The sequence below is a fragment of the Corallococcus sp. Z5C101001 genome, from assembly GCF_007352635.1.
Taxonomy (GTDB): Bacteria; Myxococcota; Myxococcia; order Myxococcales; family Myxococcaceae; genus Corallococcus; species Corallococcus silvisoli.
On sequence record NZ_VKLU01000012.1, the window covers coordinates 229,279 to 254,271 of the forward strand.

The following is a 24,993-nucleotide window of genomic DNA, read 5'->3' on the forward strand; positions in this document are numbered from 1 at the left end:
AAATGCCCGGTGAGGTCGGATGGGAATGTCTGACCCGGGTGGTAGGACGCGGGCGTGAGGTCTTCCTCATGCCTTCCCACCCCGGGAAGCGCTTCCGAAGGAGCGTCATCCACGATGGCCACCCATCCCCCCGCGCAGTCCGCGTCCCGGCCCTTCATCCTCTTCTCCACCGGGGCCACGTCCTATGAGCTGGTGCGCTACCTGGGGTCGCGCGCCGGAGGGGAGCTGCTGCTCGCCCGCCGGCACTACGCGCGCACGCCGGGCGGACTGGTGCTCATCAAACGCCTGCGCGACGTTGGGGACGACGTGGGGCGGGCGCGGCTGCGCGAGGAGGTGAAGCTGCTCATGCGGCTGAGCCACCCGGCCATCGCCCCGGTGTACCTGGTGCGGGTGCACGACGGCGCGCCCCACCTCGTCACGGAGTACGTGGACGGCCCCTGCCTGGAGTCGCTGTCCAGCTTCGCGGCGCTGCGGCGGCGGCCGTTCTCGGAGGCGTTCGCCGCGTACGTGGGCGCGGAGGTGGCGGACGCGCTCCACCACGCCCACGCGCTGGAGGATGCGCGCGGCGTGCCCGTGGGCGTGGTGCACCGTGACGTCAGCCCCCGCTCCGTGCGCGTGGACGTACACGGCCGGGTGCGGCTGTCGGACTTCGCGCTCGCGTGGTCGCGGCTGCCGGGGCGCGTGGTGACCGAGCCGGGGCTCGTGCGCGGGGACGTGGCCTATGCTTCGCCCGAAGCCCTGGAGGGACAGGCCCTGGACGGACGGGCGGACCTGTTCTCCCTGGGAATGGTGCTCCTGGAGCTGCTCACGGGGCTGCACCTGCTGGACCTGGAGGACATCGAGCGCGCCGCGCAGCAGGCCCAGCCCCTGAACAACGCACGCGGGCTGTGCGCGGAGACGCCCAGCTGGCTTCCCGCGCCCCTGATGGCCGCGCGCATGGCCTGCCTGACGCCGGTGCACGTGGAGCAGGCGACGCGGGGGCTGTCGGAGGGCATGCGCGCGGTGCTCCAGCGGGTGCTCCGGCGCGACCGCGCCGCGCGCTTCCAGACGGGCGCGGAGCTGCGGGACTCGCTGCGGGCCCTGCTGAACTCGGAGGGGCGGCCCTATGGTCCTCCCGAAGCGCTGCGCGAGGTGGCGGAGGTGCGCTCCGACGCGCTCGTGGGGCCCCTGGGGGTGGCGGAGGCGGGCCTCCCGCTGGAGGACGAGCTCTGGTCCGGCGATGACGGCGAGGACTGGACCTGAGGGAGGCGTTCCTCCCTCGCGGGGTGCTTGTCATCGCGGGAGGCGGTGGCGAAGACTGCTGGCATGGGTGACGTGAAGGAGCTGCACCGTCGGTGGTGCATCGCGGACGGGCATGCGGATTCGCTGATGTGGAACCGCGACCTGTGCGAGCGGTCCTCGGAGGGGCACGTGGACTTCCCCCGCCTGCGCGAGGCGGGGGTGAAGCTGCAGTGCTTCACGCTGGTGACCCGGGGCTTCCCCTTCATTGGCGGCTTCCCGCTGTTCGCCGCATGGCGCAAGTGGCCCCGCGAGGCGCGCGGCTCCGAGTGGACCCGCGCGCTCTGGCAGATCGAGCGGCTGGACGCCTTCTGCGCCCGCTCCGGGGACACCGTGCGCGTCGCCACCACCGGGGCGGGGCTGGAGGACAACCTCGCCCACGGGCGGCTGTCGGCGGTGCTGGGCGTGGAGGGGGGCCACGCCATCGAAGGACAGGTGTCGCGGCTCGAGGAGCTGTATCGGCGCGGGGTGCGCTTCATGGGGCTCACGCACCTGTCCAACAACGACCTGGGCGGTTCCTCGTTCCCGATGATGGGCAACCGGGGGCTGACGCCGCTGGGGCACCAGGTGATGGAAGAGATGGCCCGCCTGGGGATGAGCGTGGACGTGGCGCACGCCTCCGAGCAGACGCTGACGGACCTCTTCGCGCACCCCACCGTGCGCTACTTCTGTTCGCACACGGGCGTGCGCGCGGCGGGCGGCGGCTGGCGCAACCTGTCCGACGCGGCGTTGCGCACCATCGCCCAGCGCGGCGGCGTGGTGGGCATCATCCTGGCGCCGGTGTACCTGGGCGGCGACACGATGGACGACGTGGTCCGACACGTGGAGCACGCGGTCAACGTCATGGGCGAGGAGGGGGTGGGCGTGGGCTCGGACTACGACGGCATGGTGGCGTTGCCCCGGGGGATGCGGGACGTGACGGACCTTCCCCTGCTCACCGAAGCCCTGCTCAAGCGGCACCCGGAGGCGTGGGTGGAACGTGTGCTGGGTGGCAACTTCCGGCGTTACTTCCGCGAGACGCTTAGCGGCGGTTGACAGCGAAAAAACGGTCGCGAAGAGTCGCTGGCACTCATGAACCGTTTGCTCTTCGTGCTCCTGTCCCTCGTCGGCTTCTCCCTTCTTTCCGGCTGTGGCGGGCCGGGCGCCGGGGACTCGTGTGGCGGCAGGGACTTCGTGTGTCAGGACGACGCTCAGGCGCTGGAGTGCCGCGGCGGGAAGTGGCGCGCGCTGGCCTGCCGCGGGCCGCTGGGCTGCCGTGAACTGGCGGACAGTGTGCGGTGTGACACGTCCCTCAACCAGGAGAACGACGCGTGCGCCCAGGACGCGGAGGGCAAGGGCGTGTGCAGCCCGAACGGCGGCACGGCGCTGCTCACCTGCCAGCAGGGGGTGCTGGTGAAGACGGCGGACTGCTCGTCCTGCTCGGTGCAGGAGGGTCAGGTCATCTGCCAGCCGTGAGCGCTCCGGCCCGGAGCGTCAGCGCTCCGGCTCCCCATCGGAGGGCGGCTTCGGTGCGTCCGCGGGCGGCGGCGCGGGCAGGTAGCCCCCCGCCGCCATCCGCTTCGCGGACTTCGCGTACAGGTCCGGTGACAGGCCCTGGACACCGGTGCCGTCAATCCACCGGTTGTAGAAGTTGAAGAGGGCGCAGACGGACACCGCGTCGTAGATGGCCTCGTCCGACCAGCCGGCCGCCTTCAAGCGCTCCACGTCCTCGCGGCGCACGTCTCCTGGCGCGTCGTTGAGCTTGTCCACGAAGGCGAACAACGCCTTCTCGGCCTCCGGAATGGGGGCCGTCGTCACATCATCCAACACCGCCTGGACGCGCTCGGGGCCGCCCAGCAATTCCGCCGCGACCGCGGCGTGAGAGCCCGTTCAAAACACGCAGGCGTTGCGCCGCGACGTATACGCGGCGATGAGCTCCCTCAGCCCGGCGGACAGCGGCGAGGGGCCGCGCATCACCTCGTGGGTGAAGGCGGACAGCGCGTCCGTCATGCGCGGCTTGAAGGCGAACAGGTGCCAGATTCCCGGCGGCGCGAAGCCCGCGCCGCGCGCCATGGCGATCATCCTCCCGTAGTGCCCGTCGGATTCGTGCGACTCGACGTCGGGCAGGTACATGGGGTCCGGAGGGGAGGACTTCTTCATCGCGCACTTCCCTGGCGAAAGACGGGGACGCCCATCAGGCCAGCGACGCGAGGAACGTGTCCAGCACCGTATTGAAGGCCTCGGGGCGTTCCTGGTTGGCCAGGTGTCCGGCGCCAGGGATGATCTCCAGCCTCGCTCCCCGTACCAGGTCCGCCATCTGCTTCGCCTTCGCCACGGGGGTGAGGACGTCGTGCTCGCCCACCACGACCAGCGTGGGCCCCGCGAAGCGCGCCAGCAGATCCTTGCTGTCCAGCCGCGACGCCATGCCCCGCTGCGCGGCGGCGATGGCTTGCGGCGTGGTGGAGAGTCCCAGCCTTGTGGCCTCGCGCCCCACCGGTGACTCCGGCCCCGCGTGCAGCAGCAGCGGGACGAGCCCGTGGATGACGGACGCAGAGCCTTCCTTCAGGGCCTGCTGTGCGGTGGCCTCGCGCTTGTCGCGTCCCGCGGCGTCGTCCGCGTTGCACTGCGTGTCCGCGAGCACCAGTCCGCGCACCCGGCCCGGGTCCTCGCGCAGCAGGGCCAGCGACGCGTAGCCCCCCATGGACACGCCGCCCACCACCGCCGAGTCGATGTTCAGCGCGTCCAGCAGCGCCAGCGCGTCCAGCGCCAGCCTGCGCATCTCCAGGGGGCCCTCGCCCAGCGGGCTTTGTCCGAAGCCGCGCAGGTCCGGCACGATGAAGCGGTAGCGCCCGGACAGCGCCGCCACCTGGAGGTCGAACGAGGAGCCATCCAGCGAGAAGGCATGCAGGAGCAGCACCGGCAAGCCCTGGCCCACGTCCCGGTAGTGCAGCGGGATTCCATCCACGGCGACCGTCAGCATGCGTCCTCCCGGCGTGACCCGTTCGGGTGCGGGGTCAGATCCACTTCTTGTACTTGAACCAGGCGACGAGCCCCACGGGGAAGCCCACCATTGTCGCCCACATGGCGGCGTACCAGCCCCGGCCCGTCAACTGGTCGAAGTTCTGCCCGAAGAACCCCACGATGAAGGACAGGGGCAGGAAGAGGGTCGCGAAGATGGTCAGCTGCTTGCTGATGTCGTTGGTGCGGTTGGCCACCATGGACAGGTAGCCGTCCATCACGTTGCCCACCACGTCGCGGCTGGAGTCGATCTGCTCGTACAGCCGCACCAGGTGGTCATAGACGTCGCGGAAGTACAGCGTGGTCTTCTCTTGAATCTGCGGGATGCCCCGGCGCGACAGCATGCCCACCACGTCGCGCTGGGGGGAGAGCACCCGGCGCAGCGTCACCAGCGCGCGCTTGAGCTGGAAGATGCGCTGGAGCTGCTCCGGGGAGGGCTCCGCGAAGATGGCGTCCTCCAGGTCGTCCAGCTCGTCGCTGAAGTCATCCAGGATGGGGAACTGCGCGTCCACGAGCGCATCCGTGAGCAGGTAGAGGACGACGTCCACGCCCCGGCCCAGCGTGCCGGCGGGGTCTTCCTTCACGCGCCGCACGACGGCATCGTGGCTGGGCAGCTTGAGCGCGTGCACGCTGATGAGCCAGTCCTGCGCCAGGAAGAAGTGCTGTTCATGCAGCGTGAGCTCGGTGACCTCCGTCCCGCAGCTGAAGCCCTGCAGCACGATGAACTGGTGGTGCGGGTACTCCTCCAGCTTGGGCCGCTGGTCCAGGTGGAGGCAGTCCTCCACGGCGAGCCGGTGGAGCTGGAAGCGTTCAGCCAGGCGGCCCATCAGCTCCGCGGTCGGCTCCAGGACGTCGATCCACTTGGGCCCCGGCCGGTCGAGCAGCTCCTCGCCGCCTGAGACCGCCTTGCCGTCCTCCCACAGACAGACCTGGATCATTTCCGTGGACTCCCCGGCCAAGCTTCCGGCCCGGAACGATTGCTAGAACTCCCCGGACGCGATGTCGAGCGGTAGAGTGGGGGCAACGTGTCCGCTGCCGCCGAGAATCCCCCGCCGGCCTCCCTCACCCCGAGGCTCGAACAAATCCTCCAGTCGCTGCCCGACCGCGCCTTCGCCGCGCGGCTGCGCGCGGTGTATCTCGCCGCGGCCCAGGCCATCTCCCGGCTGAGCGACCTGGACCTGGTGAAGTACGAGACGCCCGTCGTCGACGCCAGCCCAGACCTGTCACTGTGGGAGGAGATGGCGCCCGTCATCCGCGACACGGTGATGGACGTCAACGGGCTGCTCAACGTCATCCGGGAGCAGTTCCCCGGCGCGCCCCCGCCGGAGCCCTCCGCGTCGCGCAAGGGCGCCGCGGACGTGCCGGGCCTGCTCCAGGAGGGGATGACGCGGCTGGCCCAGAGCATCACCCAGCTGGGCGAGGCCATGCGCAACCCGTCCGTGGTGAGCGACCGCTGGCAGCTGCTGGCGGAGATCCAGCGCTTCCGCTCGGACTACCGCGAACAGATGAGCCAGCTCGTCTTCGAGTCCGCGAGCAGCTTCGGCGAGGTGTCACGCGCCCAGGTGGTCCCCGGCTACGAGGCGGAGGTGAAGGCGGCCGTCACCGTGCGGGCCATCACCTCCGACCTGTCGCGCATCGTCGCGGCGCGGCTCGGCAAGGTGCGTGACGCGAAGCCGGAAGAGGTGCTCTGGAACGCGCAGCAGCTCCAGACGGAGCTGGATGCCTTCGGCCGCACCGCCGCGTACCGGAACCTGCGCGCGCAGGATAAGCGCCACATCGTCGAGGCCCGCGCGGAGATAGGGGCGCTCGCGCTCCAGACGGCCCCGGAGCGGCAGGCGCTGGTGACGGTGACGGAGGGGCTGGACGCGCTGGTGCGCGGGCTGTCCGCGATGAACCAGCGCCAGCTGCTCATCCTCCACGACCGCGAGGTGTGGGCCGCGTGCGGCGTGCGGCTGGAGCGCGCCCTGAGCCAGTCGAACAAGGATCCGGTCGCGTCCGCCAAGGCCCTGGCGGAGGCCGCGGCCAGCGCCCAATCGCTCTACGGCCGGGACGCGACCATGGACGCGTTCCTGCGCAAGGCGCGCAAGCTGAAGCTCGCGACGCTCACGGGGCCCGAGCTGCTCGCCACCATCGAGTCCTTCCAGTCCCAGCTCGCGCAACTGGACGTGATGTGAAGGACTCCGCGAAGAAGGACGTGGAGCCGCGCCCCCTGCGGAAGGCGGACCTGTCGGGGGTGCACGGCGTCTTCACCGACGTGGATGGCACGCTGACGACCGGCCACAAGCTGCGCAGCCAGACGGTGCGGGCGCTCGAGCAGCTGACCGCCGCCGGGCTGCGCGTCGTGCTGGTGAGCGGCAGGCCAGCGGGGTGGGGCGAGGCGTGGGCCCGTCAGCTCCCGGTGGAGGGCGTCATCGTGGAGAACGGCGGGCTGTTCTTCCTCAAGGGCTCGCGGGGACAGCTGCGCAAGGTGTACCTGGAGCCGCCCGCCCAGCGCGTGGCGAACCGCAAGCGCCTGGAGGAAGAGGTGCGGCGCGTGCTCGCCCAGGTGCCGGGGGCGCGGCTTTCGGTGGACAGCCGCTACACGGAAGTGGACCTGGCGGTGGATTACAACGAGGAGGCCCGGCTGGGAGACGCGGGCGCGGGCCGCATCGAAGCGCTGCTCCGGGCCCGGGGCGTGACGGCGGTGCGCTCGTCGGTGCACGTCAACTGCTGGCTGGGCCGCTTCGACAAGCTCTCCGCTTCGCGCCGCTTCGCGCGGGTGGCGTGGGGCGAAAAACTGCAGCCCGCGGACGGCCGGTACGTCTACGCGGGGGATTCTTTCAACGACGCTCCGATGTTCCAGGCGTTCAAGCTGGGCGTGGGCGTGGCCAACGTGCGCGCGGTGCTGGACCGCATCGACGCGCCGCCGGCCTTCATCACCCGGGCGCCCGAGGGGCGGGGCTTCGAGGAGCTGGCGCGAGCCCTCCTCGCCCGCCGCCGGGCGGTCCGCAGTCGAGGAGTCTCAACGTGAATGTCGTGAAGCTGGAGCTGGCCCGGGGCCTGGGGCGTCACCTGCGCGCGGGCCACCCGTGGGTGTTCCGCAAGGCGCTGGAGCACCTGCCGCGGATCCCGCCCGGCAGCGTGGTGGACCTGACGGAGAACGGGAAGTTCGTCGCGCGCGGATACTACGACCCACACTCGGCCATCGCGGTCCGGGTCCTCACGCGGGACTCGCGCGAGACGGTGGACGCGCGCTTCATCACGCAGCGGGTGCAGCGCTCGCTGGCCGCGCGCACGGCGCTCATCGACCTGAAGGACACGGACAGCTACCGCCTCATCCATGGCGAGGGCGACGGGCTCCCCGGCGTGGTGGTGGACCTGTACGCGGGCTGGGCGGTGATGAAGCTGTACTCGGCGGGGCTCACCCCGTACCGCCCCCTCATCGTGGAGGCGCTGAAGGCGGGGGTGCCGGGCCTGAAGGGCATCCTCGGCCGCGACGAGGTGGGACGCGACGACGTGGAGGAGGATGACGGGCGCGGGAGCGGGAAGATGCTCTGGGGCGAGGAGGCTCCGGAGCTCATCCCCATCCGTGAGCGCGGCGCCATCTTCCTGGTGGACGCGTGGAAGGGGCAGAAGACGGGCTTCTTCCTGGACCAGCGTGAGAATCGCCACCTCATCCGGCGGCTGGGGCAGGGCAGGGACGTGCTCAACTGCTTCAGCTTCAGCGGCGGCTTCTCCGTGAACGCCGCGCTGGGCGGGGCGAACAGCGTCTTCTCCGTGGATCAGGACCCGGAGGCCATCGCCCTGGCCCGTGAGAACTTCACGCGCAACGGGCTGCCGGCGGCGAAGCACGACTTCCTGGCGGCGGACGTCTTCGCCCTCATCCAGTCGTTCAAGGAGGAGGGCCGCACCTTCGACCTCATCATCCTGGACCCCCCCGCCTTCGCGAAGAGCCAGCGCGCGGTGGAGGCGGCGGTGGACGGCTACGCGTCCCTCAACCGGCAGGCCCTGGCGCTGCTGCGCCCCGGAGGGCTGCTGGCCACGGCGTCGTGCTCCGCGCGCGTGACGGGGGACATGTTCATGGGCGCCGTGCGGGAGGCGGGCTTCAAGGCCGGCGTGGACCTGGCGCTGGTGGAGGAGCGCTACCAGCCGCCGGACCACCCCGTGCGCCTGCAGTTCCCGGAAGGGAAGTACCTCAAGTTCTACGTGATGCAGTCGGTGTAGAGGGAGGCCTGGCTTCGGGGCGCGCCGGATGCGCGGCGCGCCCTCGGAAGCCGCGCGGGGCTCAGGTCCCGAAGACCTGGTGGGCCACGCGGTCCAGCACGTCCTTGCCCCAGACGACGCTGGCCTTGCCCAGCCGGTCCAGGTCGCGCGTGAACTCGCGGCCATCCGGCATCACTTCATAGGTGCGGCTGAGGAAGAGGCAGCCACTGCCCGGCTCGAAGTCGACGCTGCCACCGCCGGTGTCCGTGCCCTCTTCCTGCTGCTGCCGGAAGCCCTCGATGATGCCGGGCTTGGGCGGCTCTCGGAACCGGTAGATGAGGGCGCTGCACTTGAGCGAAGGCGGGGACTCGATGTGCTCGAAGGCGTACTGACCCTCGCCGGCCATCATGCCGCCCAGGCCTTCCGCGTTGAGCCCCTCGGTGACGCCGGCGCCCTGCGACTGGAGGTACCACTTCACCAGCTGCCGGGCTGCCTCGCGGGTCATCGGTCCTCCCGCGGGCGGCGCTGGACGCGCCAGGCCCATGGAGGACAGGAGCCACTGCAGCTTGTTGGAGAAGGAGCTGATCACTTCGCGGGGACGACGCGATCCGCGACGCGGTTGAAGACCTCATCGCCCCACACGAGGCTGGCCTCCACGAGCCGGTCGACGTCTTCCTTGAACTGCTGCTCCGCCGGCAACACACCGTACGTGCGGCTCAGGAAGAGGCTCTTGTTCTCGGTCTCGTAGTCCACCTTGCCGCCGCCGGCGTCCGTGCCGCGCTTCTCCTCGTCACGGAAGCCGTCGATGACGCCCGGGCGGGGCGCGTCGCGGAAGCGGTAGATGAGGGCGCTGACCTTCAGCGCCCCTGAGTCCTTCACGTGTTCGAAGTAGACCTGCGCTTCGCCGAGCGCGGCGCCGCCAAATCCCTTCGCGTTGAGCCCGGAGGCCTTCTCATCGCCTCCGTGGGCCCGGATGAATGACTGCACCAGTCGCTGGGCATCTTCGAGCGTCATACGTGCAGTCATAGCACAGCCTGCCTACTTAGAAATTGCCGGCGCGGGCCTGGTCGAACGGGACGCGCTTGTTCAGGTAGGTGTCGTTGATGTTGTGCGCGCCGGAGAAGATGCTCTTCTCGGAGAAGTAGTGGATCTTCGCGTCCTTGCCGGCGTGGCGGATGAGGTCCAGGGGGCCCTTGCCGCTGGTGCCCAGGCCGAAGATGCCCGGCACGGGGTCCTTGTCGTTGACGTAGTGGACGTACTTGGGGCCGTCCGGGTAGGTCGCCGCCGCGGCGCCGAAGGTCTCCACGGAGACCTTGCCCAGCTTCTCCTGCACCTGCGCGGGGGACAACCCGTCTTCGATGCGCAGCCGCTTGGCCACGTCGTTCAGCGCGCGCGAGGTGATGAGGCCGCCCTGGCTGTGGGCCATCAGGCTCACGTCACGGCCCGCCTTCAGCTCGTTGTAGAGGGAGTCCGCCAGCGTATCCACGGCCGGGTTCTTGCCCTTGTCCATCTTGTCCGTGATGCACTGGCCCAGGTCCTTGAAGAAGCCCTCGGTGGAGTTGTGGATGCCGATGGTCTTCTGGCCCGTCTTGTCCGCGATGGCCTGCAGCGTGGTCTCCTGGCCCGCCTTGTCCGTCATCATCCCGTTCACGTAGATGATGGTGCCGGGCGTCTTCACGCCGCCCTTCGGCTCATAGGCCGGGACCTGGCTCAGCGGGGTGCTGGCGTCGAACGCCTGGCCGCCCTTGCCCACCAGCTTGCCGTCGAACACCTTGTCCTTGGCGCCCGCCGGCGCGGTGAACACGCCCGTGGGGGCGGCGGTGCGGACCGCGCTGTTCGTCGCGCGCGCGTCGAAGCCGTCCTTCACCTGGTTGGCCGGCTTGGCCGTCACGGCGGCGGCCGGCTTCGCCGCGGGGGTCGCGGTGGTGGTCGGCGTCGTCGTCGTGGTGCGCGTGGCCGTGTTGATGGAGTTGCGACCGCTCCCGATGGTTCCCATGGCTTGAGGCTCCTGCGGATTTTTGAAGGGGGGGAAGGACAGTATGTTGCGTTGATCCATTCTCAGCCGAACCGTTGAAAAGTTGCGAGCAGGTCACGGAATGTGCGTAACGCGCTGCGTAGCCGGGCGTCCGAGAGGGGACGGCCCGAGTGAAGCGGCCCTGGTGTTCCGGGAGGGCGGATTATGGTGGGGGCATGGTCCAGAAAGGTCAGTTCCTGGAGCGGTCCACGCTCATCCCGGTAGGCACCGAGGGCTCGGTGATGGAGGGCACGGTGCACCGGGGCCAGCGCGCGCCGCCGCTGCTCATCCTCCCGCCTCGGCCGGAGGAGGGGGGCGGGATGGATCACGTCGTGGCGGCGGAGGTGGCCTTCGCGGTGGCGCGGGCGGGCTTTCCCACGCTGCGCTTCAACCACCGGGGGGTGGGGGCCAGCCAGGGCGTCCGGGGCTCCGGCGGGGCGCTGGTGGAGGACGCGGAAGCCGCGATGCGGGTGGCGCTGGAGAACGCGGGGACGGCCGCGCTCGCGGTGGCGTCGCTGCATGGCGGGGCGCGGGTGGCGCTGGCGCTCCAGGAGCGGCACCCGGCGGTGGGCGGACTGTGTCTGGTGGCGCCGGATGTGGACCCGTTGTCGCTCGTGCGACTGTCGTGTCCGCTGCTGGTGATTGTCGGGGCGCAGGACACCCGGCTGCCCCGTGCGGCGCTGGCCGCCGCTGTCGCCGAGGCCGGCGGGGATTTAGAGGTCATCGACGATGCGGGGGCCACGTTCCACCGCAACCTTCCGCAGGTGGGCCGGGCGGCGGCGGCGTGGCTCCAGCGGCTGGCGGGGGGGTAGGGCGGGGGTGCAAACCTCCGGACTTCTTCACGTTTCTTCACCCCGGCCGCCTTGCATGGCCGGCCGGGGGACGGACAGACTGGTGGGGCAGACCCAATCGTCCCGCCATTCGTTCGTAGTGGGTCTTCGAGGCGTCATCGTTCAAGGAGTATCCCGATGCGGATGAAGCGATGGAACGTGGTTCTCGCGGCGCTGGCCCTGTCGGCCTCGGCGTGTGCTTCCGCGTCGCGGGAGCCGGAGGTCCCGGCCGGGCAGGACGTGGCCGCCGCCGAGGCGGAGGTGGCCCGGGCCGTGGCGGAGGGCTCCGTCGACGTCGTGTCGAACGCCATCGTGGTGGACTTCAAGGACGGCACCACCAAGGCCCAGTTCGACGCCTGGGAGCAGGAGTGGGGGGTGGACCTGGAGTTCAACTCCCTGGAGGGCCCCAGCAATGGCATCACGCTGGCGGTGGGCGTGGGCAACGTGGAGGACGTGCTCCAGCGCATCCGCCAGAACCCCGCGGTGGAGTCCGCCGAGCCGCTCATGCAGGTGCGCACGAGCTACACGCCGAACGACCCCCAGTATGAGTCCCAGTGGAACCTCCGGATGATCGACATGCCGAAGGCCTGGGACGGCAACCGAGGCAAGGGCGTGGTGGTGGCGGTCATCGACACGGGCATCGCCTACGAGGACTACGGCGACTTCAAGCAGGTGCCGGACCTGAAGGGCGTGTCGTTCGTGAAGGGCTATGACTTCGTCAACGACGACGAGCACGCCAACGACGACCACGGCCACGGCACGCACGTGGCGGGCACCATCGCGCAGGCGACCAACAACGGCGAGGGCGTGGCGGGCGTGGCGTTCGACGCGACGTTGATGCCCCTGAAGGTGCTGAACCACTTCGGCAGTGGCACGACGGCGGACATCGCGGACGCCATCCGCTTCGCGGCGGACCACGACGCGAAGGTCATCAACATGTCGCTGGGCGGTGGCCTCTACTCCCAGGTCATGGCGAACGCGGTGGAGTACGCGCGCAAGAAGGGCGTCACCGTGGTGGCCGCGGCGGGCAACACCGGGCGCGGCCGGGTGGAGTTCCCCGCGGCGTACCCGGGCGTGGTGGCGGTGGGCGCGGTGGGGCCGGACGGCACGCGCGCCCCCTATTCGTCCTACGGCAAGGAGTTGGACATCGCGGCGCCCGGTGGTGACAAGCGCCAGGGGGACTCGGGCGGCATCCTGCAGAACACCATCGACCCGCGCGACCCGTCGCGCTCCGTCTACGCCTGGTACCAGGGCACCAGCATGGCCGCCCCGCACGTGGCCGCCGTCGCGGCGATGCTCTACGGCGCGGGCGCCACCACTCCGGACGAGGTGGAGCAGGCGCTCTACGCCGGCGCGAAGGGGTCGGGGGACCGGGCCTGGTCGGAGCAGTATGGCCACGGTGTGCTCAACGCCAGCGCGTCGATGCAGGTGTTCACGGGCGGCTCGCCCCGCTGGCCCTCGCTGGGGTGGGCCGCGGCGCTGCTCGCGCTGGTGCTGCTCACGCTGCGCGGCCGCGAGCGTCCGGGCTACCTCAACGTGCTCTTCCGCCCGGCGTTCCTCGTGCCGCTGGTCCTCTCCACGGTGGGCTTCTTCTTCCTGCGCACCTGGTTCACGGGCGCTTCGGGGGCGGCTGGTGAGGTGGTGAGCGTGGTGTCGCTGCCCATCCCGGACTGGCAGCGCATCATCTTCGGCCGGAACACGGTGAGCCCGCTGTTCTACAGCGCGCTCATTCCCCTGGTGCTGTCGCTGCCGGCCATCGCGTGGCGGGGCTTCCGTCCGGCGGTGGGCGGACTGGCGCTCGGGTTCGCGGGCTTCCTGGCCTACGCGGCGTGGGTGGGCGCTCCGGCGCTGGCGTGGATGCCCTTCACCTTCCTGGCGAAGCCGTGGCTGGGCTTCAACACGGTGGTGTGCCTCGTTATCGCTCGCGCGATGCTCAAGCGGGAGGACGCGTGAAGCTCTCCGGCACGGTGCAGTACCAGGACCTCGAGGGCGGTGTGTGGGTCCTCAAGGCCGATGACGGCAAGACGTACCAGCTGGCCGGCGGCGACCGGAAGATCAAGAAGGACGGTCAGCGCATCTCCGCCGAGGGCAGCATCCAACGGGACACCGTCACCGCCGCCATGGTGGGGCCGGTGTTCCACGTCACCACGTACAAGGCGGACTGACGTGACGCCCGGGGGGACTCCTCCCGGGCCTCAGCGCGAGGGCTTCTTCTTGTCGGGAGGCCCATACGCCTCCGACTGCCGAAGCCGCTCCTCTTCGTAGCGTTCCATGGGGGCCTGGCCCTTGCGCACGGCCACTCGCAGCTGCTGCAGGGCCTTGCGCTCGGCCTGGAGGGCCGGATCGGCGTCCTTCTTCAGCGGCGTCACCGGGTGTTGGACGTCGTAGACGCTCAGCGATACGCCACGACCATCCACCACGGCCAGTCCCACCAGGGACAGCGTGGCCAGCAGCACCCACGGCAGGATCTGCACGGCGAAGAGGGGCACGGACTTCGTCGCGCGCACCTCCTCGTCCCCCGCTGGGGCTCCGCGTCCCCAGATGGAGGGAAAGTGTTGGGACGCGGCGCGCAGGCCCAGCAGCGCGGACCACCCCACGAGCGCCAGCCCCAGCACGGCCCGCCAGTCCGTCACGTCATCCGTCCCCGCGTCCTTCGCCAGCCCCGAGTGCGTCGCGGCGAGGAACAGCGCCGATGAGACGATGTTGTTGGCCGCGTGCGCGGCGATGCCGGGCCACAGCGAACCGGTGCGCAGGAAGAGCCAGCCGAACAGCAGTCCCAGCTCCACCCGCGCGAGGAAGCCCACGGGATCCAGGTGGAATGCGCTGAACACCGCGGAGGTGATGATCAACGCACGCCAGGGCGACGCGGGGGCCGGCGGAGTCAGTGCGCGCTGGAAGAGGCCGCGGAAGAAGAACTCCTCGCACAGCGGCGCGGCCACGGAGACGCCGCCCAGGAGCAGGGCCAGCTCCACGGGCGTCTGCCCCTCGAAGAGGCGCGAGGCGTCGAACATCTCCCGCACCCATGCGGGGGCCACCCACTGGGCCAGGAACTGGATGGGCACCACCACGGCGAAGAAGTTCGCCACGCCCAGCAGGAAGCCGAACAGCGCCGGAGGCCCCAGGAACGGCGTGAGGCCGGTGTACACGGTTGGCCGGAACCCCGCCTGGCGCAGGACCACCCACGCGAGTCCCAGGAAGATGAACACCTCCGTGAACCACACGCCGAAGGCGGGGTTGAGCAACTGGGTGACCGCCCCCAGCGTGATGAACATGCCGAAGGCCACCGCCGCGGCGAGCACGGGGTGGGGCGCGTCCAGGGGGGCCACCGCGGGAGGCTCCGGTGACCGAGGTTCGCTGGGAGGAGAGGCTTCGTCCACCGTGTCGTCTCCTGCCCCTTCCGCCAGGGCGGAGGCTCGGGTGCCGCGTTCGCTTCGGGTTGTCGGGGGACTTCAGCCCCGGTGGAGGTAGCCGCGGATCTCGTCCGCGAGCGGGTTCTTCCGGGGCAGCTCCGCCGCCGTGGCAGGGTCGCCCATGCGCAGCTTCTTGTCCTCTTCCACGAGGATTCGCTGATCCAGCAGGTACTCCACCGCGTTCTCGAGCGTCGTCTTCGCCAGCGACTCGGCGGCGGTGATGCGGCCGGCGTTGTACTCGCCGCGCCCCGTCTCCAGCGCCAGCTTGACGAAGGACTTGCGGTCGGTGGCCACGCCCGCGGCCACGTCGGGCAGCGTCATGGCCGCCAGCAGGTAGGCCTCCAGGAAGTCGCGCAAGAGGTCCGCGAGGAACTCCAGGTCCGGCTGGGCGTGGGCCTCCGGCGCGCGCGTGAGCGCGTCGCCCTCCTGGATGACCAGGCCCATGCGCACGAGCCGCTCCACGCACTCGCCGAAGATGGTGTCGAAGGACGCGCCCACCCGGTAGATGAACTCCACCTTGAAGAGGCGCGACAGGAACAGCGCGCGGGCCTTCACGGTGTCGTAGGGCGCGGGCGTGCCCGCGAGCAGCGCGTTGGCCACCAGGCTGCGCGCGGCCACCAGGTTCATCAGCGTGTTCTTGTAGAAGGACATCTCCGGACGGCGCGAGTCCTCCACCTGATAGCTGACCTCGCCTCGCGCCTCCTGCGTGCGCACCATCTCGTCGGAGATGAACTCACGCATCGCGTCCTGGATGGGGCCCAGCGTCTCCGGGTTGCTCGGCGCGTTGGCCAGCTCCTTGGACAGCCGCGCGCCGTCCTCGGAGGCGATGCGGCGCAAGAGGCTGATCCGGTCGGTGAGCTCGCGCTGGGTGAGTCCGCGCCGGCGGTGGGCCAGCAGCGACGCGCTCACCAGCGCATGCGGCGTGACGGTGGATACCTTGCTGATGCCGTACATCACGCGGTTGCCCAGCGCGCGGACCAGGCCCTTCTTCTGCTCGTCCGTCACCCCCTCCTGGGGCGACAGGCCACGCGCCTTCATGAACTCCACCAGCGACAGGGGCTCGTCGAAGGTGAGGTGGATGCGGCCGTAGCGCGCCGCCAGCACCTTGGGCGTGCTCAGCAGGGCCTTCAGGTCCTCCGGCTTCTTCTCGCCACCGGCAAGCTCCTTCGAATAGCTGCCGGACTCCACCACCTTCTCGTAGTCGATGGAGACGGGCACGAAGTAGAGGTCGTTGCGCGCGCCGTCCAGCACCGCCTCCACCTGCCACGTGAGCATGCCCAGCTTGGGCGTGAGCAGCTTGCCCGTGCGCGAGCGTCCCCCCTCGGGGAAGAACTCCTGGTGGATGCCGTCGTGCACCAGCTTCTTGATGTACGCCTTGAAGGACGCGGCGTAGACCTTGTCGCCCTTGAACGAGCGGCGCAGGAAGAACGCGCCGCAGCGGCGGAACATCGGGCCCAGGGGCCAGAAGGACAGGTTCGCGCCCGCGGCCACCAGCGGCGCCGTGTAGCCCCGGTTCCAGAGCACCCAGCTCATCACCAGGTAGTCCACGTGACTCTTGTGGCTGGGGCAGAGCACCACCGGGGCCTTGCCCGCCGCCTTGAGCGCGCGGTGCAGGCCCGCCTCGTCCACGCCGATGCCGTCGTAGATGCGGTTGAACACCCACTCCAGCACCGGCGCGATGAGGGCCAGCACGGAGGGGTTGGGCTTGGCCGCGATGGCCTCCAGGTTGCGCTTCGCCTCGCGCTGCACGCTCGCGGGCTTGCGGCCGGTGGCGGCGGCGTGCTCGTCCAGCACCTTGCGCAGCTGGCGGTCGCGCAGCGTCTCCTCGATGAGCCGGTCCGTGGGCTTCTGCGGCGGGCCGAACACCGCGCGCGTCTCCCGGGCCAGATACACGTGCAGCGCGCTTCGCACCTTGCGCGCCAGCACCTCGTCGGTGGCCTGCGGGTTCTCCTCGATGAAGCGGCGCAGGTCGATGGGCTCTCCCACGCGGAACTGCGCGCGCTTGTAGTTGCGGAAGAACGCCACCATGGAGTGCACGAAGCCCGGCGCCTCGGGGCTGCCGAACACCACGTCCCGCCAGCCCGGCTTGAGCTTCGCGGCGCGCTTCTCCCAGACGAACAGCTCCGGCACCAGGAACACCGGCCGCTCGGAGCTGCGCGCCAGCCGCACCAGGGCGGGGAAGGGGTCCTCGCGCGTCTCCTTGCCGGAGGCGTGCAGGAGCGCCGTGCGGCGCAGGAACACCAGCCCGCTGCCGCCCTGCTCGCCGGCGTAGCGGAAGCGCTCCTCCACCGCGCCGCCCTGGGCCGTCTGGCGCCAGGGCCGGGTGAACCACGGCCGCAGGTTCACCACCGCGCGGATGGGCGGCATGGCCCGGCGGACCATCGCCCACGCGATGTAGAGGAAGTTGATCCAGGCGGTGGTGCGCATGACGTGCACCACGAAACCCCGGGCGCTGAGCGCACGCAGCTCGTTCTCGGCCTCGGGGGGGAAATGCACCCCGTCGAAGTACCGTGCCCCGAGCACCCGGGACATGGGACCGAATTCCTCCTTCAAGGCCTCTCCTTGCGTCACGGTCTGCGCCAGCGCGGTGTCCACGGCAGCCCCCCAGGCTACATGTTTTCCGGCGTCGGGATCCCGAGCAGTGTCAGGCCCGCGGCCAGGGTGATGCGCGTCGCGTCCGTGAGGGCCAGGCGGGCCGCGCGCACTGCGTCATTCCCCTCCACGAGGATGCGCTTCTCCTTCTCCTTGTTTCCGGCCGTGTAGTAGCGGCTGTACGCCGACGCCACGTCCAGCAGCAGGCGCGCGACCAGGCTGGGCTCGTACTGCTCCGCCGCCGCCTTCACCACGTCTGGCAGCCGCGTCAGCTCACGCACCAGGGCCTGCTCCTCCGGAAGGGTCAGCAGCGCGGGATCATAGCTCGCCGGCACGCCGCCGCCCTTGCGCAGCACGTTGGCGCTCCGGGCGTGCGCGTACTGGAGGTACGGGCCGGTGTGCCCCTCCAGGCTCGTCACCTCGTCCCAGTCGAAGGTGTAGTCGCTGGCGCGGTTGTGCTTCAGGTCGCCGAAGACGATGGCGCCCAGGCCGATCTGCTCCGACAGCGCGTCGGCGTCAGCCGTCTCCAGGTTGCCCTGGGCGATGTTCTCCTTCACGCGCTCGAGCACGCGCTCCTTCGCCTCGTCCAGGACCTGCGACAGCTCCACCACTTGGCCCTTGCGCGTGCTCATGCCGTGGATGCGGCCGAACGGCACGTGGATGCACCGGTCCGCCCACGGCTGCCCCATCTCCTTCAGGGTGCGGAACACCTGCCGGAAGTGCAGCGCCTGGTCCTGCGCGACGACGTAGAGCGACTTGTCGAAGTTGAAGCGCGCGTGGCGGTCCTCGGCGGCGGCCAGGTCGCGCGTGGCGTAGAGCGTGCTGCCATCGTTCTTCTTGAGGAGCACGGGCGGCTCCCCGTCCGCGTAGGGCATGTCCACGATGAGCGCGCCCTGGGACTCCTTCACGCCGGGCTTCTGGGCGATCTGCTCGATGACCGCGTCCATCCGCCCCTGGTAGCGGCTCTCGCCTTCGATGTGCTCGAAGTCGATGCCCATGCGCGCGTACACGTGCTTGAAGCCCTTGAGGCTCGTCTCGCGGAACTGGTTCCAGAGCTTCATCGCCTCCGGCTCGCCTGCCTCCATGCGGCGGAAGAACTCGCGGGCCTTCTCGTCGAAGGCGGGGTCTTCCCCGGCGCGCTTGTTGGCCTGGACGTAGACCTGGACCAGGTGCGCCATGTCGTCGATGCGCGCCGGATCGCCGTACTCCTGGAAGCCCACGGCCACGAGGCCGAACTGCTTGCCCCAGTCACCCAGGTAGTTGATGCCCTCCACGCGCCAGCCCAGCGCGCGGTAGAGGTTCGCGATGCAGTGGCCCAGGAACGTGGTGCGGATGTGGTGGAAGCCAATGGGCTTGGCGATGTTGGGCGACGAGTAGTCGATGACCACCGTCTTGCCCTTGCCGTCCTCCGCGTCGCTGCCATACGCGACGCCCGCGAGGCGCACGCTGTCGATGACCTCCTGGGTGAAGGGGAGGGGAAGGAAGCGCGCGTTGACGTACGGGCCGACGGCCTTCACCTCCAGGCCGGGCACCTGGATCGTCTGCGCGAGCGACGCGGCGATGGCGGGCGGCGCCTTCTTCTGCGCCTTGGCGAGGGGGAAGGTGGCGAAGCTCAGGTCGCCGTGCGCGGGGTCCGCGGGCTTGACCTGGGGCTCGATGTCAGCGGCGGGGACACCCAGGGCCCCGGCCAGGGCCTGGGCGAACGCTGCGCGGTAGCGGGAATAGACGGATGTGCTCATGGACCGCGCGGATACTAGCCAAGGCGGGGCATCTTCCGGCCACCTCTTCTGCGCGGAAGGTGCTCGGGGCGCCGTTCAGGGCACCGCGGGGCCGCGGCTCTTGGGGCGCACCACCGAGGCCACGGTGTCCAGCAGCTTGGGCAGCTTCAGCGGCTTTTCGAAGTAGCCGTCGATGCGGTCCGGCCCTTCACCCGAGGTGAGGGACGCGACATCGCTGGCCCCGGAGATGATGTAGACGACCACGTCCGCCAGGGACTCCGTGGTGCGGATGTAGTGGAGCACGGACCGGCCGTCCTCGCCGGAAAGCCGCAGGTCCAGCAGCACCATGGCCGGCCGGATGTGGGACAGGATGGAGCGTGCCTCGGCGGCGCCGGACGTGGCCATCACCCGGTAGCCCTCCTGTTCCAGCACCTGCTCCAGCACCTCGCGGCAGTCCACGTCGTCCTCCACCAGGAGGATGCCGCCCGCCTTGGGCGCGGCCTGGTTGATGTCCGGGGCGCTCACCGCGCTCGCGAACAGGGGCAGGACGATCTGGAAGGTGCTGCCCTCGCCCAGGATGCTGGAGGCGTCCACGCGGCCGCCGTGCAGGGCGACGATCTTCGCGACCAGGGGCAGGCCCAGGCCCGCGCCGGGGGGGCGCGGCATGCCCGGCTGCGCGCGGTAGAACGAGTCGAAGACGTGCTCCAGCGCCTCGGCCGTCATGCCCTGGCCGGAGTCCTTCACGGTCAGGGTGCCCAGGCCCTCGCTGGAGGCGACACTCACCTCGACGACGTCGTCCGTCTCGCTGTGGTGGATGCCGTTCTCGACGAGGTTGTGGATGGCCTCGGAGATGCGCTCGCGGTCGCCCCGGACGAACACCTCCGGACAGGGCGGGATCACCACGCGCACGCGGCTGTGCTCGGCGACCGCGCCCAGCCCCCGCACCACCTCTTCCGCCACGGCCTTGAGGCCGAAGGGGCGCTGGTTGAGCTGCATCTTCCCGGATGAGAGCCGGGACATCAGCACCAGGTCGTTCACCTGCTGGAGGAGCCGGTCCGCGTTGCGATCGCAGATCTGCACCGCGCGGCGCTGTCCGTCCGTCAGCGTGCCCAGCTTCTCCCGGCCCAGCATGGCCAGGTAGGCCTTGATGGTGGTGAGCGGGTTCTTCAGGTCATGGGACACATTGCCGAGCAGCTCCTCGCGGTTCTGCTCCAGGCTCTTGAGCCCCGCGATGGCCGTCTGCAGGTCCTTGTTGCGCCGGGCGCTGTCGTCGCGCAGCCGGGCCACCTCGTAGGCGGCGGTGAGCTGCGACGCCAGCGACTGCATCAGGACGTCGGACGCCTTCCTCCGGGCCCCCAGCACCACGAGCACGCCCGTCACGCCCTGCGGCCCCTCCAGGGGCACGGCGACAGTGTCGTCCTCGCGCAGGAGCACCTTGTCGGTGAAACACCGGCCCACCACGCCCTCACCGGGGACGGCGGCGGTGACGCGCTCGTCGTAGCGGCCCCGCACGTGCTCCACATGCAGCTGGTTGCGCGACGGGAAGTGGCGCGCGACGTAGCAGACCTTCGGCTTGAGCAGCGCGTGGAGCGTCTGGAGCTGGGCGCGCAGGGCCTCCGTGGGGCCCGCGTTGTCGGTGAGCTGGCGACCCATCTCCAGCAGGGCCTGCGCGGCCGCGTCCGTGTCCACGGGAGGCGGGGGCTTCACCGCTCGTTTCGGCGGGGCCTTCTTCACGGTGGTGGCGGGGCGCAGCGGGACGACCTCTGCGAGCTGCGGACCCTTCTTCTTCGATGGCACGCGTGAATCCTGCTTCATGTCTCACGTGGGAGGGAACCGCACCGAAGCCAGGCGTCCTCCGCCGACCGGGCCCGTGTCATCTGCCCGACAGCCTTCCATCCCCCCATGCCCGGCGGCCTGCTTCCCGCCGGGGCTTGAATCCAAGGACTTCTGGATTTGCTTCAGGGCCGGCGCTGGATTCGGCCGTCCTTGTCCAGGCTGTAGGGATCCACGAGGGCGGCCTGCACCTTCTCCTGGAAGCCCTGCACCACGAAGCCGCTCTCCGCCAGGGCGCCCAGCGCCGCCGTCTGCACGCGGCGCGCGGTCTCCTCGGAAGTGAGCAGCTTGAGCAGGGGCTCGCGCGCCGGCTCGTGCTTCAGGGGGCCCAGGACGTTGATGGCGGCGATCTTCACGTCGTCGGACATGTCCTCCAGGAAGGGGAGGACGGCCGGGGCCACGCGCGGATCCTGCTTGCCCAGCACGTGGTGGAGCAGGACGACCTTCTTCTCCGGGTCGCGCGTGTAGCGGGAAGACAGGTGTTGGAGCGTGTCGGCGATGACGCCCATCAGCGCGTCCTCGGGCAGCAGCTCCTGCAGGATGCGCAGCGCCCAGGAGGTGGCCTGATCGCCCTGCTTGAGGAAGGCGCTCACCGGCGCGACGGCATCCTGGCCGAAGTGCTTGATGAGCTCGTAGGTGTGCTCCTTCTCATCCGCGTCGGTGGTGAGCGGGTCCACGGTGATGGTGAACCGGCTGAGCAGCACCGTGACGGCCTCGGGGTACTTCATCTCCCCCAGCTGCTGAAGGGCCTTCTGCCGCGTGGATGGCTCCCCGTACTTCTGGGTCACCTTGGACTTGAGCTTGAGGGCTTTTTCGGGGCCCGAGCCGCCCGTGAGGAAATCGAAGAGACCCATAGGTACGTACCCGCTCCGGATTCGGAAGGTGGAGGCGCCATGTAGGACGGTGCGCCTTCGAGGACAAGTGGCAACGACAACTACAACGTCAGCTCCCGGCGCACGTCGCCCCGGTAGCCACGAGACAACGTTTCCGCGGCGGCCCGGACCTCGTCGGTGGCCTCCTCGGGGACCTTGACCTGGAGGAGCAGGTACATGTCGCCCGGTGTTCCTCCCCGGAGCGACGGCACGCCGCGCCCCTTGAGCCGCATCTTCCGACCGGACTGCGAACCCGGGGGCACCTTCAGCGTCACCTCGCCCTGGAACGTGGGCACGCGCACCTCGCCGCCCAGCATCGCCTCCGCCACCGTCACCGGCAGGTCCAGGTAGAGGTCATCGCCTTCGCGGCGCACCAGCGGGTGCTCGGCCACCTCCGTCTCGATGTAGAGGTCCCCGGGAGGGCCGCCATGGACGCCCGCCGCGCCCTGGCCGGCCAGCCGCACCTTGGAGCCCGTCAGCACGCCCGCCGGGATCTTCACCGTCAGCCGGGTCGTCTCTTCCTTGATGCCGCTGCCGCCACACTGGGGGCAGGGCTCTGGTGCCTTCCCACTGCCCCGGCAGGTGGGGCACACGCCCGAGCCACCGAACACGGCCCCGCCTCGCCGCGAACGGCCCGTGCCGTTGCAGGTGGGGCACGTCACCAGCTTCCCGGTGTTGCCCTCGCCATGGCACCGCGAGCAGCGGCCCGGGCGCTGGAGGGAGAGGGTGCGCTCGGTGCCGGAGACGGCCTCCGCCAGGGAGATCTGCACGCGGGTCGTGAGGTCGTCGCCCCGCTCGGCCGCCGTCGCCCGGCTGCCGCCCCGGCCCCGGCCGAAGAGGTCGTTGATGTCGAAGCCGCCGGCGCCCCCACCCCCGCCTCCCCCGCCCGAGCGCCCGAAGATGTCGTTGAAGAGGTCCCCCAGGTCCACGCCCTCGGTGCTGAAGGGGATGCCACCGCCCCCACTCCCGCCGGCTGCCTGGGCCGCGCGGTACTGGCGGTAGGCCGCGGCCTTCTTCTCGTCGAAGCCGATCTTCTCCGCGTCCTCGCCGAACTCGTCGTAGAGGGCGCGCTTCTTCGGGTCGCCCAGCACTTCGAAGGCGGTGTTGACGCGCTTGAACTTCTCCTCCGCTCCCTTGTCTCCGGGGTTGACGTCCGGGTGGTGCTGGCGTGCCAGCTTCCGGAAGGCCTTCTTGAGCTCGTCCGCGGAGGCTGTCCGTGGCACGCCCAGAATCTGGTAGTAGTCGTCCGCCATAGGTTTTTTGCCGTGCAGTACCCGACAAGGAAGAACGTAACCAGCGGGGCGGTGAGCGCCAGCATGGGATGTCGGGACAGGGCCGCGATGGTTACAGTCGCCGGAAGATGAGGAAGGCCATGCCAGCACCGCGCGCCCGCCGGGCGGCCCCCTTATGGCTGATGTACGGGCTGCTGGGCACCTCCTTCGGGGCCGGCAGGGCCGCTCAGCCCCTGGTCCCCTCCACCGTGGAAGAGGGCCGGATGATGGACCGCGTCGTGGCGGTCATCGAGGGCCAGGTCCTCACCCAGAGCGAACTGGAGATGGAGGCGCGGGTGGCGCTGATCCAGCGGGGCGCCGTCCAGGCCGCCGCCCTGCCGCTGGACGAGCAGACGCTCCAGGGAGCCCTCGAGCTGTCCATCAACCAGCGCCTCCAGGTCCTCAGCGCGGACCGGCTCCAGGCCTTTCCGGCCGAACCCGCGGAGGTGGAGGCTCGCCTGGACGCGTTCCGGGCGCGGCTGGGAGGGGAGGCGGGGCTCCAGCGTTTCCTGACCCGGCATGACGTGGGGCGCGACGCGCTCCTGGGCGTGCTGGCACGCGGACTCCGGGCGGAGCGAATCCTGGACAGCCGGGTTCGGTTGAAGGCACAGGTGAGCGAGGCGGAGGTGCGCCACCATTATGACGCGCACCGGGACCTGTACCCCGGTGAGTTCGACCAGGCGGCGCGCACGGCGATCCGCGAGGAGCTGGTCCGGGCGCGATATGGCACGCTGGCGGCCCAGGCCCTGGCTGAAGTACGCAAGTCGGCGCAGGTGCGGCGGGTGGCGCCCTTCGCGCGGGAGGCACGGCGATGAGACGGCTGCGGGAGGACGGGACTCCCGAAAAGGCGCAGGGTTTCGTCATCCGGCAGATGACCCTGGACGACATGCCGGCGGTGATGGCGCTGGAGAAGGCGTCCTTCAAGAACCCCTGGTCCACGGAGCTGCTCGGACGCGAGCTCCAGCACGACTGGTCCACCATCCTCCTGGTGGAGGAGCCGCTGCCCGAGGGCGGCGTGGCCCTCCTGGGGCTCGCCATCTTCTGGATCGTCCACGACGAGGTCCATGTCCTCAACGTCGCCACCGCCCCGGTCCATCGCCGGCGGGGCGTCGCCCGCACCGTGATGGAGGAGGTCCTGCGCCGGGGCGTCGCGCGCCGCTGCTCCCTGGCCACCTTGGAGGTGCGCCGGGGCAACGAGTCCGCCCTCAACCTCTACCGCTCGCTGGGCTTCCGGCCTGTCGGAGTCCGCCCGAACTACTACGCGGACGAGGGTGAGGACGCGATCGTGATGGTCCTCGACTTCTAGGGGCGTAAGGGAGTAGAGCGTCCGGCCGTCGTCGCAGTCCCAGGTTTTTCGGGTGTCGGGGAAATACGCCCGGGTCCTCTGGCCGGTTCAGGCCCAGGGGCAGGCCATGCTTGACACCCGGGGGGCCCTCCCTATACTCGCGGGCCTTTTGTGTAGCCTGTAGGTAGATATGCTCCGCATTCGTGTAGCCGGACGCGGGGTTCCCACGAAGAAGAGGTTTCAGTGCCGACCATCAGCCAGCTCGTCCGCAAGGGCCGCGAGAAGCTCAACATCAAGGGCAAGAGCCCTGCCCTGAAGGAGTGCCCCCAGAAGCGCGGTGTGTGCACGCGCGTCTACACCACGACCCCGAAGAAGCCGAACTCGGCCCTCCGCAAGGTGGCCCGCGTGCGTCTGACCAACGGCATCGAGGTCACCTCGTACATCCCCGGCGTGGGTCACAACCTCCAGGAGCACTCGGTGGTCATGATCCGCGGTGGCCGTGTGAAGGACCTCCCGGGCGTTCGCTACCACATCATCCGCGGCACGCTGGACTCCGTGGGCGTTGCCGGTCGCAAGCAGAGCCGTTCGAAGTACGGCGCGAAGCGTCCCAGCTAGTCGGTCCCCGCGCGTCGTTGGCGCGGAACACCTTCGCTGTCATTGAAGCAGTGTCGGACGCTGGCCCCACACCCTGGGGAGTGTCCCTGGAAGTCA

General features: G+C 70.2%; 25 protein-coding genes. 12 read left to right on the forward strand and 13 right to left on the reverse strand.

The window, feature by feature from the left end:
* Positions 1 to 114: 114 nt before the first annotated feature.
* From FOF48_RS26355 to FOF48_RS26365, 3 genes are all read left to right on the forward strand, one after another.
* Entirely contained in the window at positions 115 to 1,242 is a 1,128-nt protein-coding gene (locus FOF48_RS26355; RefSeq protein ID WP_143905854.1) for a serine/threonine-protein kinase, read from the forward strand.
* 63 nt (positions 1,243 to 1,305) lie between these two features.
* Positions 1,306 to 2,313, forward strand: coding sequence for a dipeptidase (locus tag FOF48_RS26360; protein WP_143905856.1), 1,008 nt, complete (start codon positions 1,306 to 1,308; stop codon positions 2,311 to 2,313).
* 36 nt (positions 2,314 to 2,349) lie between these two features.
* A complete protein-coding gene (locus FOF48_RS26365; RefSeq protein ID WP_143905858.1) occupies positions 2,350 to 2,733 on the forward strand; it encodes a hypothetical protein in 384 nt (127 codons plus the stop codon).
* Between the two features lie 18 nt (positions 2,734 to 2,751).
* Here FOF48_RS26365 and FOF48_RS26370 read toward each other — a convergent pair whose 3' ends face one another.
* From FOF48_RS26370 to FOF48_RS26385, 4 genes are read right to left on the reverse strand one after another with little or no spacing between them, the layout of a single operon-like run.
* Positions 2,752 to 3,117, reverse strand: a complete 366-nt coding sequence (locus FOF48_RS26370; RefSeq protein ID WP_143905860.1) for a carboxymuconolactone decarboxylase family protein — start codon at positions 3,115 to 3,117, stop codon at positions 2,752 to 2,754.
* Between the two features lie 30 nt (positions 3,118 to 3,147).
* Positions 3,148 to 3,417, reverse strand: a complete 270-nt coding sequence (locus FOF48_RS26375) for a peroxidase (RefSeq protein ID WP_143905862.1) — start codon at positions 3,415 to 3,417, stop codon at positions 3,148 to 3,150.
* 34 nt (positions 3,418 to 3,451) lie between these two features.
* Positions 3,452 to 4,237 carry an alpha/beta fold hydrolase gene (locus FOF48_RS26380; protein WP_143905864.1) on the reverse strand — a complete coding sequence of 262 codons (786 nt, stop codon included), beginning with the start codon at positions 4,235 to 4,237 and terminating at the stop codon, positions 3,452 to 3,454.
* A gap of 34 nt (positions 4,238 to 4,271) precedes the next feature.
* Positions 4,272 to 5,213, reverse strand: coding sequence for a magnesium transporter CorA family protein (locus FOF48_RS26385; RefSeq protein WP_143905866.1), 942 nt, complete (start codon positions 5,211 to 5,213; stop codon positions 4,272 to 4,274).
* Positions 5,214 to 5,300: 87 nt separating this feature from the next.
* On the opposite strand from FOF48_RS26385, the gene FOF48_RS26390 reads away from it, so the two are divergent.
* The 3 genes from FOF48_RS26390 to FOF48_RS26400 are packed head-to-tail and all read left to right on the forward strand — an operon-like array spanning position 5,301 to position 8,478.
* Entirely contained in the window at positions 5,301 to 6,449 is a 1,149-nt protein-coding gene (locus FOF48_RS26390; protein WP_143905868.1) for a hypothetical protein, read from the forward strand.
* Positions 6,446 to 7,285 (forward strand): HAD-IIB family hydrolase, encoded by an 840-nt coding sequence (locus FOF48_RS26395; protein WP_143905869.1) that lies wholly within the window; start codon positions 6,446 to 6,448, stop codon positions 7,283 to 7,285. The genes FOF48_RS26390 and FOF48_RS26395 overlap by 4 nt, the downstream gene beginning before the upstream one ends.
* Positions 7,282 to 8,478: a class I SAM-dependent rRNA methyltransferase gene (locus FOF48_RS26400; protein ID WP_143905871.1), complete on the forward strand. Its 1,197-nt coding sequence runs from the start codon at positions 7,282 to 7,284 to the stop codon at positions 8,476 to 8,478. The genes FOF48_RS26395 and FOF48_RS26400 overlap by 4 nt, the downstream gene beginning before the upstream one ends.
* A gap of 61 nt (positions 8,479 to 8,539) precedes the next feature.
* On the opposite strand, the gene FOF48_RS26405 is transcribed toward FOF48_RS26400, so the two are convergent.
* The 3 genes from FOF48_RS26405 to FOF48_RS26415 form a co-directional block, all read right to left on the reverse strand.
* On the reverse strand, positions 8,540 to 8,962 hold the full coding sequence (locus tag FOF48_RS26405; protein ID WP_235686013.1) for a hypothetical protein: 423 nt from the start codon (positions 8,960 to 8,962) through the stop codon (positions 8,540 to 8,542).
* An 80-nt stretch (positions 8,963 to 9,042) separates the two neighbouring features.
* The gene (locus FOF48_RS26410; RefSeq protein WP_143905874.1) at positions 9,043 to 9,471 is read right to left on the reverse strand and encodes a hypothetical protein; all 429 of its coding nucleotides are present in this window, start codon (positions 9,469 to 9,471) and stop codon (positions 9,043 to 9,045) included.
* Positions 9,472 to 9,499: 28 nt separating this feature from the next.
* Positions 9,500 to 10,453, reverse strand: a complete 954-nt coding sequence (locus FOF48_RS26415) for a hypothetical protein (RefSeq protein WP_143905884.1) — start codon at positions 10,451 to 10,453, stop codon at positions 9,500 to 9,502.
* Positions 10,454 to 10,647: 194 nt separating this feature from the next.
* On the opposite strand from FOF48_RS26415, the gene FOF48_RS26420 reads away from it, so the two are divergent.
* The 3 genes from FOF48_RS26420 (at position 10,648) to FOF48_RS26430 (ending at position 13,466) form a co-directional block, all read left to right on the forward strand.
* Positions 10,648 to 11,283 carry a serine aminopeptidase domain-containing protein gene (locus FOF48_RS26420; protein WP_143905886.1) on the forward strand — a complete coding sequence of 212 codons (636 nt, stop codon included), beginning with the start codon at positions 10,648 to 10,650 and terminating at the stop codon, positions 11,281 to 11,283.
* Between the two features lie 156 nt (positions 11,284 to 11,439).
* Positions 11,440 to 13,254, forward strand: a complete 1,815-nt coding sequence (locus FOF48_RS26425; RefSeq protein WP_143905889.1) for a S8 family serine peptidase — start codon at positions 11,440 to 11,442, stop codon at positions 13,252 to 13,254.
* The gene (locus tag FOF48_RS26430; RefSeq protein ID WP_143905891.1) at positions 13,251 to 13,466 is read left to right on the forward strand and encodes a DUF5818 domain-containing protein; all 216 of its coding nucleotides are present in this window, start codon (positions 13,251 to 13,253) and stop codon (positions 13,464 to 13,466) included. Before FOF48_RS26425 ends, FOF48_RS26430 begins: the two co-directional genes overlap by 4 nt.
* A 30-nt stretch (positions 13,467 to 13,496) precedes the next feature.
* Here the strand turns inward: FOF48_RS26430 and FOF48_RS26435 are convergent, their stop codons facing one another.
* From FOF48_RS26435 to FOF48_RS26460, 6 genes are all read right to left on the reverse strand, one after another.
* On the reverse strand, positions 13,497 to 14,678 hold the full coding sequence (locus FOF48_RS26435; protein ID WP_304503237.1) for a type II CAAX endopeptidase family protein: 1,182 nt from the start codon (positions 14,676 to 14,678) through the stop codon (positions 13,497 to 13,499).
* A gap of 72 nt (positions 14,679 to 14,750) precedes the next feature.
* Positions 14,751 to 17,306, reverse strand: coding sequence for a 1-acyl-sn-glycerol-3-phosphate acyltransferase (locus FOF48_RS26440; RefSeq protein WP_143905893.1), 2,556 nt, complete (start codon positions 17,304 to 17,306; stop codon positions 14,751 to 14,753).
* Between the two features lie 14 nt (positions 17,307 to 17,320).
* Positions 17,321 to 19,042 (reverse strand): arginine--tRNA ligase, encoded by a 1,722-nt coding sequence (gene argS / locus FOF48_RS26445; RefSeq protein WP_143905894.1) that lies wholly within the window; start codon positions 19,040 to 19,042, stop codon positions 17,321 to 17,323.
* Positions 19,043 to 19,117: 75 nt separating this feature from the next.
* Positions 19,118 to 20,818 carry a hybrid sensor histidine kinase/response regulator gene (locus FOF48_RS26450; protein WP_143905896.1) on the reverse strand — a complete coding sequence of 567 codons (1,701 nt, stop codon included), beginning with the start codon at positions 20,816 to 20,818 and terminating at the stop codon, positions 19,118 to 19,120.
* A gap of 161 nt (positions 20,819 to 20,979) precedes the next feature.
* On the reverse strand, positions 20,980 to 21,708 hold the full coding sequence (locus FOF48_RS26455) for a HEAT repeat domain-containing protein (protein WP_143905898.1): 729 nt from the start codon (positions 21,706 to 21,708) through the stop codon (positions 20,980 to 20,982).
* Between the two features lie 80 nt (positions 21,709 to 21,788).
* Positions 21,789 to 22,979: a DnaJ C-terminal domain-containing protein gene (locus tag FOF48_RS26460; protein ID WP_143905899.1), complete on the reverse strand. Its 1,191-nt coding sequence runs from the start codon at positions 22,977 to 22,979 to the stop codon at positions 21,789 to 21,791.
* A 119-nt stretch (positions 22,980 to 23,098) separates the two neighbouring features.
* Between FOF48_RS26460 and FOF48_RS26465 the strand changes: the two genes are divergently transcribed.
* From FOF48_RS26465 to rpsL, 3 genes are all read left to right on the forward strand, one after another.
* On the forward strand, positions 23,099 to 23,812 hold the full coding sequence (locus FOF48_RS26465) for a hypothetical protein (RefSeq protein ID WP_370456607.1): 714 nt from the start codon (positions 23,099 to 23,101) through the stop codon (positions 23,810 to 23,812).
* Positions 23,809 to 24,303 carry a ribosomal protein S18-alanine N-acetyltransferase gene (gene rimI / locus FOF48_RS26470; protein ID WP_143905903.1) on the forward strand — a complete coding sequence of 165 codons (495 nt, stop codon included), beginning with the start codon at positions 23,809 to 23,811 and terminating at the stop codon, positions 24,301 to 24,303. The genes FOF48_RS26465 and rimI overlap by 4 nt, the downstream gene beginning before the upstream one ends.
* A gap of 222 nt (positions 24,304 to 24,525) precedes the next feature.
* Positions 24,526 to 24,897 carry a 30S ribosomal protein S12 gene (rpsL, locus tag FOF48_RS26475; RefSeq protein ID WP_014395857.1) on the forward strand — a complete coding sequence of 124 codons (372 nt, stop codon included), beginning with the start codon at positions 24,526 to 24,528 and terminating at the stop codon, positions 24,895 to 24,897.
* The last annotated feature ends 96 nt before the right edge of the window (positions 24,898 to 24,993 follow it).